The following is a 13,164-nucleotide window of genomic DNA, read 5'->3' as shown; positions in this document are numbered from 1 at the left end:
CGCCGAGGTGCGCCGTGAACCGCCGTCCCGAACCCGTCCCGATACCGGAAGGGCTGAGCCCGCCGGAGCCGCCCCCCGGAGTACTGCCACGGGACCACACCCAGGCGATCCTGGAGACCACCAAACAGGTGGCCGCCCTGCTCAAACGGTCCGGGCGGCCCTTCGCCCTCGCCGGGAGCGTGGCCGCCTTCGCGCACGGGCTGCCGGCCCGGTTCCAGCACGACACCGACTTCTGCGTACGGGCCGAGGACGCCGACGTGGTCGTCCAAGCCCTGGAGGAGGGCGGCATCCAGATGCGCCGCGCCCCGGAGGACTGGCTGGTCAAGGGCCGTTCGGGCGGGGAGGAGATCGACCTGATCTTCGAGCTGGCCCGGCGGCCGGTCAGCACCGAGCTCCTGGAACGCGCGCACGTGAAGGCGGTGGACTCCGTATGGATGCCGGTCCTCGCGCCGACCGACCTCATGGACAGCCGACTCGCCGCGCTCTGCGAGCACTACTGCGACTTCGGCGACCTGCTGCCGATGGCGCGCATGCTGCGGGAGCAGATCGACTGGGAGCGACTGGACCGGGACCACCGGGAATCCCCCCTCGCGGACGCGTTCCTGCACCTCCTCGAGCGGCTCCACGTGATCGGGGACCGGAGCCCCGATCCGACGAAAGCGCAGGACACACCATGAAGTACGGCGAGATCGTGGAGTACCGCATGGAGCATTTGCGCGAGCGGCTGGCGCGCGAGGACATCGCGGAGCTCGGTGTGCGCGTCGAGCTGCGCGGCGGGCGCGCCGTCGTCCTGGGAAGCGTGGCCGCCGAAGAGATCCGGGCGGCCGTGCTGCGGATCGCCGCGGAGGAGCTGGCGGGCCTGGACTGGTCCGAGGACCTCACCGTCACCCGGTCCGGCCCGCCCGACCACACCGAGGAGCTGTCGTGATCCGGGTGGCGGCCGTCGGGGACATCCACCTCGGCGCCGGCAGCGCCGGGGTGCTCCGGCCGGCCTTCGACACGCTGGGCACCTGTGCGGACCTGCTGCTCCTGGCCGGGGACCTGACGAGGCACGGCACCCGGGAGGAGGCCCGGGTGGTGGCCGGCGAGGTGGCGGGCCTGCCCGTGCCCGTGGTCGCGGTACTCGGGAACCACGACTACCAGAGCGACCAGGAGACGGCCGTCGCGCACGAGCTGACCGCGGCCGGCGTCCACGTCCTGGAGGGCACGGCGGTCGCCCTCGACGTGGGCGGGACGCGCGTGGGCGTCGCGGGCACCAAGGGCTTCGGCGGGGGCTTCGCGGGGCGCTGCGGCAGCGAGTTCGGCGAACCGGAGATGAAGGCCTTCGTCCGCCTCACCCACCGCTGCGCCGAGGGTCTGGGGCGCGCCCTGCGGGAACTGCGGGACCAGGACTGCGCGCTGCGCATCGCGCTCACGCACTTCGCGCCCGTGCCGGACACCCTGGCGGGGGAGCCCCTGGAGATCTACCCGTTCCTCGGCAGCTACCTGCTCGCCGAGGCGATGGACGAGGAGGGCGCGGACCTCGCCGTCCACGGGCACGCGCACTCCGGCACCGAACACGGCATGACAGCCGGCGGGGTCCGCGTCCGCAACGTCGCCATGCCCGTGATCGACCGGGCCTTCGCCGTCTACCACCTCACCCCGCCCGACCGGCCGCAGGCGGACGGCACGGGGCCCCGCCGCTGATGACCCGGCCGCGGCTCCGCGGCACGGCAGCCGGGGTCAGGCCCTCCTGAAGCGGTCGTCGTCGTCCACCCGCCGCCAGCCGGCCGGGCTCACCGGCCGCGGTACCGTCCGCCCCGCGCGCAGCCATTCGAGTTCCAGCCGGTCGTAGATCGGCGAGTCGGACCGCACAGGATCCGCACTGAGCGGTCGTGGTGGCCCGGCCGTCGCCTCCGTAGCGAAATGCGTCTTCTGCATGCTGGAGCAACGATCCTGCTGCGCCCGGTGTGGCGGTGCGTGACCGCATCGTCACCTTTGCGTGACCACCGTGAGGGCGGCGACGCCTGCGGGGTCACCAGTGGCGCCTACGGGGCCACCAGTGCGGCGGGCTCCTCACCACCCAGGTCCAGGCGGAAGGGCGGGTACTCGTCCGTCATGAGCGAGGCGTACGCGCTCACCCGCAGCACCCACCGGTTGAGCCCGATCACCAGGTCGAACATGTCCCGCGGGTACGTCCCGGTGAAGGCCAGCACCACGACCGCGAACAGGGCGAGCAGGCCGATCAGCCCGCCGCCCCAGCAGCCGGCGTGCGGCGCACCGGTGAAGAAGCTGATGACGAGGTAGTGCGGAATGGCCAGCAGCCACCACTTCACCAGGACCAGGCCCCGGGAGAGACGCTCGGGGTAGGCGATGTCGAGCCGGGCCGGGTAGCCGGGCTCCGGGCCCAGGCTGAAGGGCGGGTACCGGTCGGTGCCCAGCGCGCCGTACGCGTAGTAAGAAACCCGCCAGGACCAGCGGAGCACGCCGACGTTGAAGTCGAACAGGGCACGCGGGTAGCGCTCGGTGAAGAGGATGGCGAAGAACGCGATCACACTGACCAGGAGGAAGGCGATCCAGAGGAAGGCCAGCACGACGTAGTGGGGGATCGCGAGGATCCACTTGACCAGCCACAGCCAGCGCGACAGCGGTGCGTCCAGCTCTGCCGTCACCCTGACCGGCCGGTAGGAGGCGGGCTGCTCTGTCATCGCGTTCTCCCAGTTCTCGGAGGTCGCTCCCCTCCATCATCCCGGCCGCCCCCGCCCTCCGCAGCCGGGAGCAACGGCGCCCGCAGCCGCAGCACCGCCGCCCGGGGCGCTCGCCGTGGCCGGGTTGGCGCAGTCCGTCATGCCGCCCGGGCCGGGGTGACCGAGGCTGAGGTCATGAGCCCTGCCCAGCCGAGTCCTCTGAGCACGGAACTGCGCCTGGCCCTGGCCATGCGCGGCGGAGTGAGCCTCGCCGTGTGGATGGGCGGATCCTGCTGCGAGGTCGCCGCCCTGCGACATCAGGAGGGGGTCTACGGGCCGCTCCTGGACGTCTGCGCGTACGAGGACGTCACGGTCGACGTCCTGGCCGGAACCAGCGCGGGCGGCCTCAACGGCGTACTGCTCGCCTGCCACCTCGTCTACGGGATGCCCTTCGGCCAGGGCGTACGCGACGTGTGGCTGGAGCTCGGCGACCTGGAATCACTGCTCCGCGGCACTTCCTTGCCGGGGAGGGTCCCCGATTCCCTGCTGCGCGGCGACGAAGTCTTCTACTCGCGTCTGCGGGCAAAGCTGGAGCAGCTGATCGCCGCCGGACCGACGCCGCCCGAGCCCCCCGCCGCGCTGCGCCTGATCCTGACGGCCACGCGACTGCGGCCACGCCCCGACCGGGTACGGCCCACCCTCGGACAACCCCTGCTGACGGGCCGGTCCCGGGCCTACTTCCGGTTCCGGCACCGGACCGTCGAGGACCCCTCGGCGCCCTTTCTGACGGACTTCCCCACCGATGGGGGAAAGGCCGAGGCACTGAACCGGCTCGCGTACGCGGCCCGCGCCTCGTCCTCCTTCCCGGGCGCCTTCGAACCGGCCCGGCCCGTGACCGGGATGCCGCCGACGGACGCCACGGAGCCGCCGCAACCCCCGAACCTGTGGGGCATCAGCAGCGAGACCGGCTACCCGGACCCGGCCTCCGGCGGCCGGGTGGAGCTGGTCGACGGCGGACTGCTGGACAACATCCCGGTGGCCTGGGCCCTGCGCGCCATCGCGGGATCACCGGCCGACCGCAGCGTGGACCGGTGGCTGCTCTTCCTCCAGCCGGTTCCGCCCTGTCCGGCCGTCCCCGAGGAGGCGGAGGACCCCGGCCGGGTCACCCGCCTGCTGCGCCTGGCGCTGAAGTCGTTCGCGGTCAAGGCCGGGGCGGAATCCCTGCTCGACGACGCCGCCGAGTTCCAGGCCGTCGAGGACACCGTGGCACGCCGCGAGGGCCTCACCGGGGTCCTGCCCGCCACGCTCGGCCACTGCGTCGAGGCGGCCACCGCCCGGCTGGCGTCCTACCGCGGCCTGGCGGGCAGCGCCGAGGCCCGCAGGCTGGTCCGGCTGCTCCAGGACCCCGTCGAGGTCACCGGCGCGGACCCGCTGCCGCTGCCCGGCGGCCCGGGCCCGCTCGACGCGCTGGACACGGAGGGCGGGGACCGCTCGGTGCCCTTCCTCGCCCGCGTGCGGTCCCTGGGGGACCACTGGGTCCTCCCCGAGGGCGCTTCCTTCGTGGCCATCCCGCGCGGGGGACGCTCGGCGATGACGCTCGCCCGCTGTCTGCGTCTGCTGCTGGAGTGGATCTGCGCGTTCGAGCGGAGCGGGCGGACCGGAAACCTGCCGTTGCTGACGGAGTGCCGCGCCCGCCTGTACGCGCACCGGCTCGCCGTCGCCACCTTCATCGCCGCCCGTGACCGGGCGGTCCTCCACGCCTTCACGACCGGACTCGCCGCCGGCACGCGGGATCCGCTCGTACTGATGGGCTGGGCCACCACGCGGCTGGACCTCGTACTGCCCGCGCCGCCGGCGGACGGCAGGTGGGACACCTGGGCGGCCCGGCTCGCCTGCAAGGCCGCAGACCCCGCGGCACCGTGCCCGGAGCCGCCCGCGGACGCCACGCCGGAACCCGCCGCGTACGCCACGGCGGATGCCGTCGCGGATGCCGACCCGGCGGCCACCGAGCCGCCCACGCCGGGCGACGCCCTTTACGCGTGCCTGTGGCAGAGCCTCGTAGAGCTCGGCCGGGACATCGGCCTGGCGATGTGCCCCGCCCCGGGCGGCCCGCCCCCCGCACCCCTCCCGGGGTTCGGGGCGCTCCACGAGGCCGCCGCGCTGGACACCGACGCCGTGCGGAACGTGCTGGCGGCCGCGGAAGTGCTGCTGGGGCCGCTGTACCCCGACCCGCTCGCCGAGCCGGTGTCCGTCGACTTCCACACCATCTCCGCGGCCGACACCAGCTGGGCCACCGAGCGCCTGCTCCACGCGAGGTCTCCGAAGGAACTCGTCGAGGGCAAGCTCAGCGGCAACCAGCTGAGCAACTTCTCCGCGTACCTCAGCGCCCGCTGGCGACTCGGCGACTGGACCTGGGGGCGCCTGGACGCCGCCGCCTCACTGGTGCGGGTCGCCGCCACCGACAGCCGCCTGGAGCGGGCGTTCGGGAATCCCGCCGACCCAGGGCTGTTCGACGAGGTCGCCGCCCGGCTCGCACCGTCCCTGGGCTGGCTGCCCGGGCAGCTGGGGGACGCAGCCGGCCCTAACGACGAAGCGGCGGCCACCACCGCCCTGGCTCGGCTCTGGGAGGACACCCCGGACGGGGCGGAGCCCTGGGACCGGCTGCGCCATCTGCTGACCCAGATCCGGCAGCGGGAGATCCTCGCGCAGGAGCTCCCCACGGTCGCCGCGCTGGTCCGGATGCCCGGCGGCGGCAACCGGCCCCTGGTCCCGCAGGACCCGCCGGAACCCGACTTCGCCACCGCCCTGAAGACCTTCGCCTCGATCGGCTCCGAGCGGCTGCCCTCCCTGCTGCGTGCGCCCGACCCCCGCCGGACGGCCCTGCGGGTGGGCCTCCTGGCCTGGCCGGCGCTCCAGCCGTCCGGGAAGCGGCTCGCCCGGCTGCCGCAGGCCGCGCTGGGACTGCTCAAGCCGTTCCTCTGCCTGCCGGAGGTCTTCGCGCTGGTCGCGCCGCTGTGGGCCGCGTTCGCGGCGTCACTGGCCTGGGTGGGCATCGCCTTCAGCGCCGGGTCCTGGTTCTCACCTCCGGGCCACACCGTCCTCATCTGCGCCTTCGCACCCGCCCTGGCGGTGGGCATGCGCATCCGGACCGCGGGGGAGGGTGTGCCCCGTGCCCTGGGACGACTGTGCCTGGCCTTACTGCCGGCCGTGCTCCTCGCGGTCCTGCTGTGCGTGGTGGCGGAGCTGTGCCCGGCCTCCGGCGCGGACGGACTCCCGCACCCGATGCGGTGGCTGATCGTGGGCGCCACGATGACGGCGGCCGCGGGCGCCGTCCTGTACGTCGGCTCGGACGGGGACACGCACTGGGAGGCCATGGCGGGCGTCGCGGTGGTGGCGGGGGTGCTCGCCTTCTTCCTGCAGAGCCGTGCGCCGGGGATGGGCCCCTGGTGGGCGGTCCTCATCCTCTACGCGGTCCTGGCCCTGGTGTCGACGGCCCTCAACTGGCTGCGCCCGAGGGCCCGGTGATTCGCGGTCGCTTTCACTGCGATCGTATCGATCGAATCGAGCTTTATGATTGATAGATCTTGACGATCGTAATCCGGCTTCATAGAGTCGGCGCGGCCTCACTCAGCCGCAAGGAGCACTCAGATGCCCGTTCGCCGCCCGCGAACCCTGCTCGCGATGGCCCCCGCACTGGGCCCCCGCCTGCTGGACGACGCGACCGCCCGCCGGCTCCACGAAGTGGCCGACCTGGACACGGACCTGATCGCCGACGACTTCGGCAGACCCGGGGCCGCCGCGGCGCTGGCGCAGGCCGAGGTGCTGCTCACCTTCTGGGGCGCGCCCCGCGTCGACGCCCGCGTACTCGCCGCCGCGCCGCACCTGCGGGCCGTCGTGCACGCCGCGGGATCCGTCAAGCACCTCGTCACCGACGCCTGCTGGGACCGGGGCATCACCGTGTCCTCCGCCGCCGAGGCCAACTCCGTACCGGTGGCCGAGTACACCGTCGCCATGGTCCTGCTCTCCAACAAACGGGTGCTGCAGCTCCGGGAGGAGTACCGCGCCGTCCGGGGCCGGCCTCACGACTGGCATCTGAGGTACGGCCACGCGGGCAACTACCGCCGCACCGTCGGCATCGTGGGCGCCTCCCGGATCGGCCGCCGGGTGATCGAGCTGCTGCGCCCCTACGATCTCCAGCTCATCCTCTACGACCCCTACGTGAGCGGGGCCGAGGCCGTCGCGCTCGGCGTCCGCAAGGTGGGGCTCGACGTACTGTGCGGGACGTCCGACGTGGTCAGCCTGCACGCGCCGGAGCTGCCCGAGACCCGGTCGATGATCGACCGCCGGCGGCTGGGGCTGATGCGCGACGGCGCCACGCTGATCAACACGGCGCGGGGGTCGCTGGTCGACGCGGCCGCCGTCACCGAGGAGCTGCTCTCGGGCCGGCTCCACGCGGTCATCGACGTGACCGAGCCGGAGGTCCTGCCGGCCGAATCCCCGCTGTACGACCTGCCGAACGTGCTGCTCACCCCCCACATCGCGGGCTCCGTCGGCAATGAACTGCACCGGATGGCCGGCTCCGCGGTCGAGGAGATCGCCCGCTACGCCGCGGGTCTGCCGTTCGCGCACGGGGTCCGCCGCGAGGAGCTCCGGCGTACCGCCTGACGCCGTGCGGCCCGCTCCGTACGCCGCGGCGGCCGAGGCTGGATGATCGTATTGATCAATTGTTCATATGCTCTTGACGTTCAATATGGCGGGGCGAATGATTCAACCCGTTCAGCCCACTCGCCAAGGAGCAGGTCAACGAAAGCTCAGTCCCTGCGTGCCTACGGTGCGGTCGCCGCAGCCGTGTCCCTCGCCCTGCTGACCTCCGCCTGCGCCGGATCCGACTCCCCGGCCTCGGCAGCCGCCGGGGACGAGGGCAAGCCCGTCACCCTCACGTACTGGACCTGGACCAGCGGAGCCGAGGCCGCGGCGGCCGCGTTCAACGCCTCGCACAAGGACATCCAGGTGAAGTTCTCCCAGATCCCCAGCGGCGCCGACGGCTACAGCAAGATCAGCAACGCGATCAAGGCGGGCGACGCCCCGGACGTGGCGACCATCGAGTACAGCATGGTCCCGGAGTTCGCCAGCCAGGGCTACCTGGAGGACCTCACCGCCACCTCCGGCGACCTGGTGAAGAAGAGCTTCCCGGCAGGGGTCCAGAACCTGGTGACCTTCGGCGGCAAGACCTGGTCCGTCCCCTTCGACGCCACCCCGCAGGTCTACTTCTACCGCAAGGACCTCTTCGAGAAGCACGGCGTGAGCGTCCCCACCACCTGGGACGAGTACCGCGCCGCCGCCGAGAAGATCAAGGCCGCCGAACCCGGGGCGCGCATAGGCAACTTCCCGACGGACACCCCGCTCCAGGCCACCCTCTCCTGGCAGGCCGGCGCCAAGTGGTTCCAGATCGAGGACGGCGCCTGGAAGCCGGAGATCGACGACGCCCCGTCGCAGAAGGTCGCCGCCTACTGGCAGGGGATGCTCAAGGACGACCTGGTCTTCAACTACGGCGCCGGGAGCCCGGAGGAGAACAAGTCCAGGGCCGACGGCACGACCGCCAGTGTCCTGGGTGCCTCCTGGAGCGCGGGCAGCATGATCGCCGCCATGCCGGACCTCAAGGGCAAGTGGGGCGTCGCCCCCGTCCCCCACTGGGGAACCCCGGCCAGCGGCATGTACGGCGGCACCAGCTTCGCCGTGACCAAGGGAAGCAAGCACACCAAGGCCGCCGCCGAGTTCATCAAGTGGGCGACCACCGACCCGGCGGCCATGGAAGCCCGGATCGGCGCCCTGAAGAGCCCCAGCAGCGCCCTGCCCGCGAACCCAGACATGGCCGCGGTGGCCGCCAAGGCCTTCGACACCTCCTACTTCGGCGGCCAGGACCTCTACAAGCTGACCGGGGACCAGGTCGCCACCATCGTTCCCGGATGGACCTGGGGCCCCGTCTGGGGGAAGGTCAACGCCGACTTCAAGGACGAGGCGGCCCGCAACGGCCTGTCGAGCGGCCTGGTCAAGGCCCAGGAATCGGCCCGGAAGGCGATCGAGAGCCGCGGCCTCGAGCTCGCCGACTGAGCTCTCAGGGGTGGCCGGGCCGGGCCCGGCCACCCCCTCGTCAGGAACACCCGCACCGCCAAGGAGCACCCCCGTGGCATCAACCTCCACCACCGCGGCGGCCGCCGCGAGCACCTCCCGGCGCGGCAGACGCGGCGCCCTGTTCCTCTTCCTCTCCCCGTTCTTCGTCCTGTTCGCCGTCGTGATCGTGGCGCCGGTGGCCTACGCGGGCTGGATGAGCCTCTTCCGGGAGCAGTCCTCGGGGCTCGGGTTCGGCGGGGTCGAGCGCAGCTTCACGGGACTGGCGAACTACTCGGCGGTGCTGGCCGATCCGGCCTTCCGCGCCTCCTTCCTGCACATCGCCGCGTACTGCCTCGCGTACATCCCGGTCATGATCGGCGGGGCGCTCGGCCTCGCCCTGCTGGTCGACTCGGCCTATGCCCGGGCCAAGCGGTTCTTCCAGCTCGCCTTCTTCCTGCCGCACGCCGTGCCCGGGCTGATCGCCGCGATCATCTGGATCTACCTCTACACACCGGGCCTCAGCCCGGTGATCGACTGGATCGACGCAGCCGGCGGCAGCTGGAACTTCTTCTCGCCCGGCAACTCCCTCTCGTCCATGGTCAACATCGCCGTCTGGCAGTGGATCGGCTACAACATGGTGATCTTCTTCGCCGCGCTCCAGGCCGTGCCCCGCGAGGTCATCGAGGCCGCCACCGTGGACGGAGCCGGAGCCTGGCGCACCGCCCTCGGGATCAAGGTGCCGATCATCCGTTCCTCGGTGGTCATGACCGTCCTGTTCACCTGCGTCGGAGCCGTCCAGCTCTTCACCGAGCCCCGGCTGCTCTCCGAAAAGGCGCAAGCCCTCGGCAACGACTGGTCGCCCACCATGTACATCGTCAGCAAGGCGTTCATCGACCAGGACTACGCGAGCGCGGCCGCCGCCTCACTGCTCCTGGCGCTCGTGGCCGGGGCGCTGTCCTTCCTGGTCACCCGGATCGGGAAGCGGTGGCAGGAATCATGAGCACGCGCACCGCGGCCCCGCACACCACCGAACCGGCCGCGACCGGCCCCACCCGCACCGCCGCCCCCGCGCCGCCGCACCGTCCCCGGACCCCGGCACGCCGGGCCTGGGCCTCGAAGACCGCCGTCAACGCCGTACTGCTCATGCTGGCGTTCTACACGCTGATGCCGGTCAGCTGGCTGCTCATCGCCGCCACCAAGAACCGCCGCGACCTCTTCGGCACCAACGGGTTCAGCCTCGGCGAGTTCAACCTCTTCTCCAACATCCACGAGGTGTTCACCCACGACGACGGCATCTACGGGCGCTGGCTGCTCAACACGGTCCTCTACGCCGTGATCGGCTCGGCCCTCTCCTCCCTGATCTCGGTCGCGGCCGGCTACGCCTTCGACAAGTACGAGTTCACCGGCAAGGAGAAGATCTTCGGGGTCGTCCTCGCGGGCGTCCTCGTACCGGGAGCCGTCCTGACCCTGCCGATGTACCTGCTCGCCTCCCAGGCCGGGATCACCAACACCTACTGGGCGCTGCTGATCCCCTCGCTGGTCAACCCCTTCGGCGTCTACCTCGCACGGGTCTTCTCCGAGGGCTACGTCCCCTACGAGGTGATCGAGGCGGCCCGCGTCGACGGCGCGGGCGACGTGCGCACCTTCCGCTCCGTCGTCCTGCCCATGCTCGCCCCCGGGTTCGTGACCCTGTTCCTGTTCTCCTTCACCGCGAGCTGGAACAACTTCTACGGCGCGCTGATCATGCTGAACGACAAGGACCTGTACCCGGTCAGCCTCGGCCTGCACATGTGGAACCTCTCGATCACCGAAAGCCCCGAAATGTACTCGCTGGCCATCACCGGATCGCTGATCGCCGTGATCCCGCTCGTGATCGCCTTCCTCTGCCTCCAGCGCTTCTGGCGCTCGGGCCTGACTGCCGGCGCGGTGAAGTAGCCGGGGAACCCGCCCGGCGGTTCGCGCGGCCCGTCACCTTCGGCCCGGCCGTCAGCCCAGCGCCACCCTGATCCGCTGGGTGGCACCGGCCTGCCCGGTGAGGTCCCCGAAGACGAGGGTCAGCGCCGGTCCCGTACCGGCGGAGACCACGGTGGCCGGGCGGGAGAGCACGGAGGCCACCGGGCGGTTCCAGGTCACGGTGAGGCCGGTCCGGGCCCGCATCGGATCGCTGACGCAGAGGGTGGCGGTGCCGTCGCCGTGCTCCCGGACCAGGACGCAGGCGGGCCCGTCGGCGGCGAGGGCGCCGGCGGTCCCGGCGAACCAGAAGTTGACGGCGGTGACACCGAGCGAGGCGACCCGGATGCCCTGCTGGTCGTTGTCGTTGGCGAGGAGCGTCACCCAGCCGGTGTCGGCGGCCCGCGCGGCCGTGGCCTGGGCGGTGGCCCCGGGCATCAGGACGTAGGAGCAGGCCGCTCCCGCCGGGTCGACCCCGTGGTCGAACCAGAGCGTCAGGTAGCGGCGGCTGACCGGGTCGGCGCTGCCCCCGGCGTTGATGGCGCGCCAGGAGCCGGTCCGGGCCTCCCGCAGCGCCTTGACCGTGGCCCCGCCGGGGAAGACGTACCCGCCGTGGCCGGCTATCTGCGCCCAGGAGGTTCCGTCCAGGGTGGCCGACCAGCCGAGCGCGCCGGACTGCGCGGCGCCGTTCACGGTGAGGGCCTGGGTGCCGCTCGCGCCGAGGTTGCGGTTCTCGACGACGGTCTCGGCCGCGAAGCCGTCGGAGCCCCGGACGGAGCCCGCGAGGCACACGATCGAATCGGCCAGGCAGAACCAGGACTTCTTCGCGTACAGCGTGCTGGACAGCCCGCGCACGAACTGGCCGATGGACGCGTACTCCCCGTCCGTGGCGCCCCCGACCCAGCTGACGTCCGGTCGCGGCAGGCCCCAGGCGCCGCCCTCCGCGTCCGCGAGGGGCTTGCGGGACACCGTGGTGCCGGGCAGCCGGTACGGGTCCACGGTGGGCCAGAAGGCGTCGGTGTACTGGCCGTTGGCGAAGGTGTTCCCCCACCACTGGAGCATGCCCGCCCCGGCGTGCCAGCCGCGCAGGTTCTCGCCGTTGCCCGTCTCGTACAGGCCCATCCGCTTGGAAGCCATGCTGATCGACGCCGCCCAGCCCGGCCGGCGGTGGACGGCCCGGTCCATGCTGGGGAACAGCCTGTGCCCGGTCGGTTCGGCGAGGGCGGTGACGGCGGGGTCGTCCTGCACGGCCTTGAGGCGGGCGAGGGCGGCGACGCCCAGGTCGGTGTCGGTGAGCACCGGGCTGTAGTAGTCCCGCTGCATCCAGCCCTTCACCAGACCGCGCCAGCGCCGCTCCTCCGCGCCGCTCGCGGCGGTCCCGAGCTGGGCGATGGCGGCGAGGGCGCCGTGGCCCCGGCCGTGGTCGCCGCCCTGGAACCCGTACGGGCTGCTCCTCGGGTTGCCCCGGCTGGTCGAGCGTCCGGACACCGCGTCCATCATCAGGCCGTTGAAGAGGAACGGGGCGAAGGACCCCTCCACGGAGTCGAGCACGATCTGCCGCCTGGGGTCGGTGACGGCCCAGGCGGAGCCGTTCAGCAGGGAGAAGAGGGAGGCCAGACCGCTGAGCAGCACCACGCCGTAGGAGCCGGTGTAGGAGAGGTAGGTGTGCTGGACGAAGGACCCGTCGGCGTAGAAGCCGTCCCCGGCCGTCACGAGCGGGAAGACCGGGGAGAGGGCGTCGCGGGCGAGTGCGATCTTGGCCGCGTTCTTGCCGAGGATGCCGCGCAGGGCCAGCGAGCGGCACAGGTCCACCCGGTTGGCGCCGGTACTGGTGCCGGTGTAGGCGGCGACCGAGGAGTCCGGTACGAAGCGGTCCACGGCGGCGAGGTAGTTGGCGAGCTGCGCCGCGGAGAGCTGGTCGTAGAGGATCGTGCAGGTGTCCAGCAGGCTCTGCGGGGAGCCGATCTGGAAGTCCCACCAGTTGCCGAACTGGTTCTTCGCCGGGTTGTAGACCTGCTGGTGGAGGTGGTCGAGACCGGCCTTGATCCCGGCGGCCAGCGCGGGGTCGCCGGTCAGTCCGGTGCCGGGCTGGGCGTACGCCTGGGCCATCGTGCCCAGCCGGGAGTAGCTGCCGGTGATCGAACTGGACACCGTCAGGGGCAGGTCGGGCCAGAGCGAGCCGGTCACGGCCGCCATGGTGGCGCGGTGTTCGGCAGCCTGACTCCCCATCAGCGCCAGCTTCCCGGCGAAGGGTTCGGCCGCCGGGTCGAACCCGCTGCCCAGGACCGTCGCGCGCCAGGTCGCGCGCAGGGTGTCGTACGCGTCGCCCGCGGCGAAGGCGGTACCCGTCGAGGAGATCGTGGTCAGCAGTGCGGCGCTGCCGGAGAGGTGGAGGAAGGAACGGCGGGACCAGGGCGTGGACATGGAGCCTCCAGAA

At 72.3% G+C, this 13,164-nt stretch carries 11 protein-coding genes; 8 read left to right on the top strand and 3 right to left on the bottom strand.

Translation table 11 applies throughout. The features are described from left to right. Window positions 1-14 precede the first annotated feature (14 nt). Genes AB0D94_RS11420 through AB0D94_RS11410 form a run of 3 tightly spaced genes read left to right on the top strand, consistent with a single transcriptional unit; the run spans window position 15 to window position 1,686 of the window. Window positions 15-677 carry a nucleotidyltransferase family protein gene (locus AB0D94_RS11420; RefSeq protein ID WP_362049260.1) on the top strand — a complete coding sequence of 221 codons (663 nt, stop codon included), beginning with the start codon at window positions 15-17 and terminating at the stop codon, window positions 675-677. Next, window positions 674-928 carry a hypothetical protein gene (locus tag AB0D94_RS11415; protein ID WP_362049257.1) on the top strand — a complete coding sequence of 85 codons (255 nt, stop codon included), beginning with the start codon at window positions 674-676 and terminating at the stop codon, window positions 926-928. Before AB0D94_RS11420 ends, AB0D94_RS11415 begins: the two co-directional genes overlap by 4 nt. After that, window positions 925-1,686: a metallophosphoesterase gene (locus tag AB0D94_RS11410; protein WP_362049254.1), complete on the top strand. Its 762-nt coding sequence runs from the start codon at window positions 925-927 to the stop codon at window positions 1,684-1,686. The genes AB0D94_RS11415 and AB0D94_RS11410 overlap by 4 nt, the downstream gene beginning before the upstream one ends. 36 nt (window positions 1,687-1,722) lie before the next feature. Here AB0D94_RS11410 and AB0D94_RS11405 read toward each other — a convergent pair whose 3' ends face one another. Together AB0D94_RS11405 and AB0D94_RS11400 are read right to left on the bottom strand one after the other, a co-directional pair. Further along, entirely contained in the window at window positions 1,723-1,920 is a 198-nt protein-coding gene (locus AB0D94_RS11405) for a hypothetical protein (protein ID WP_266939149.1), read from the bottom strand. A gap of 107 nt (window positions 1,921-2,027) precedes the next feature. After that, window positions 2,028-2,687, bottom strand: a complete 660-nt coding sequence (locus AB0D94_RS11400) for a DUF4389 domain-containing protein (protein WP_362049250.1) — start codon at window positions 2,685-2,687, stop codon at window positions 2,028-2,030. Between the two features lie 174 nt (window positions 2,688-2,861). Between AB0D94_RS11400 and AB0D94_RS11395 the strand changes: the two genes are divergently transcribed. The 5 genes from AB0D94_RS11395 to AB0D94_RS11375 all read left to right on the top strand — a co-directional run bounded on the left by AB0D94_RS11395 (window position 2,862) and on the right by AB0D94_RS11375 (window position 10,712). Next, entirely contained in the window at window positions 2,862-6,191 is a 3,330-nt protein-coding gene (locus tag AB0D94_RS11395; protein WP_362049247.1) for a DUF3376 domain-containing protein, read from the top strand. Between the two features lie 123 nt (window positions 6,192-6,314). Then, on the top strand, window positions 6,315-7,331 hold the full coding sequence (locus AB0D94_RS11390; protein WP_362049244.1) for a hydroxyacid dehydrogenase: 1,017 nt from the start codon (window positions 6,315-6,317) through the stop codon (window positions 7,329-7,331). A gap of 183 nt (window positions 7,332-7,514) precedes the next feature. Beyond that, the gene (locus AB0D94_RS11385) at window positions 7,515-8,777 is read left to right on the top strand and encodes a sugar ABC transporter substrate-binding protein (RefSeq protein WP_362049241.1); all 1,263 of its coding nucleotides are present in this window, start codon (window positions 7,515-7,517) and stop codon (window positions 8,775-8,777) included. A 139-nt stretch (window positions 8,778-8,916) separates the two neighbouring features. Beyond that, complete coding sequence (locus AB0D94_RS11380) at window positions 8,917-9,777, top strand: sugar ABC transporter permease (protein ID WP_362049504.1); 861 nt, start codon at window positions 8,917-8,919, stop codon at window positions 9,775-9,777. Next, window positions 9,774-10,712, top strand: coding sequence for a carbohydrate ABC transporter permease (locus tag AB0D94_RS11375; protein WP_362049238.1), 939 nt, complete (start codon window positions 9,774-9,776; stop codon window positions 10,710-10,712). Before AB0D94_RS11380 ends, AB0D94_RS11375 begins: the two co-directional genes overlap by 4 nt. 51 nt (window positions 10,713-10,763) lie before the next feature. Here the strand turns inward: AB0D94_RS11375 and AB0D94_RS11370 are convergent, their stop codons facing one another. Beyond that, window positions 10,764-13,151, bottom strand: a complete 2,388-nt coding sequence (locus AB0D94_RS11370; protein ID WP_362049235.1) for a polysaccharide lyase 8 family protein — start codon at window positions 13,149-13,151, stop codon at window positions 10,764-10,766. Between the last annotated feature and the right edge of the window lie 13 nt (window positions 13,152-13,164).

It is taken from the genome of Streptomyces sp. NPDC048255, assembly GCF_040652415.1.
Taxonomy (GTDB): domain Bacteria; phylum Actinomycetota; class Actinomycetes; order Streptomycetales; family Streptomycetaceae; genus Streptomyces.
This window is presented reverse-complemented; position numbering and strand designations above follow the sequence as displayed.

What these genes read in the sequence shown, in the direction of transcription:
- AB0D94_RS11415 (WP_362049257.1), top strand. Translation starts at nt 674, where the DNA reads ATGAAGTACGGCGAGATCGTGGAGTACCGCATGGAGCATTTGCGCGAG.
- AB0D94_RS11405 (WP_266939149.1), bottom strand. Translation starts at nt 1,920, where the DNA reads ATGCAGAAGACGCATTTCGCTACGGAGGCGACGGCCGGGCCACCACGA.
- AB0D94_RS11400 (WP_362049250.1), bottom strand. Translation starts at nt 2,687, where the DNA reads ATGACAGAGCAGCCCGCCTCCTACCGGCCGGTCAGGGTGACGGCAGAG.
- AB0D94_RS11395 (WP_362049247.1), top strand. Translation starts at nt 2,862, where the DNA reads ATGAGCCCTGCCCAGCCGAGTCCTCTGAGCACGGAACTGCGCCTGGCC.
- AB0D94_RS11390 (WP_362049244.1), top strand. Translation starts at nt 6,315, where the DNA reads ATGCCCGTTCGCCGCCCGCGAACCCTGCTCGCGATGGCCCCCGCACTG.
- AB0D94_RS11375 (WP_362049238.1), top strand. Translation starts at nt 9,774, where the DNA reads ATGAGCACGCGCACCGCGGCCCCGCACACCACCGAACCGGCCGCGACC.
- AB0D94_RS11370 (WP_362049235.1), bottom strand. Translation starts at nt 13,151, where the DNA reads ATGTCCACGCCCTGGTCCCGCCGTTCCTTCCTCCACCTCTCCGGCAGC.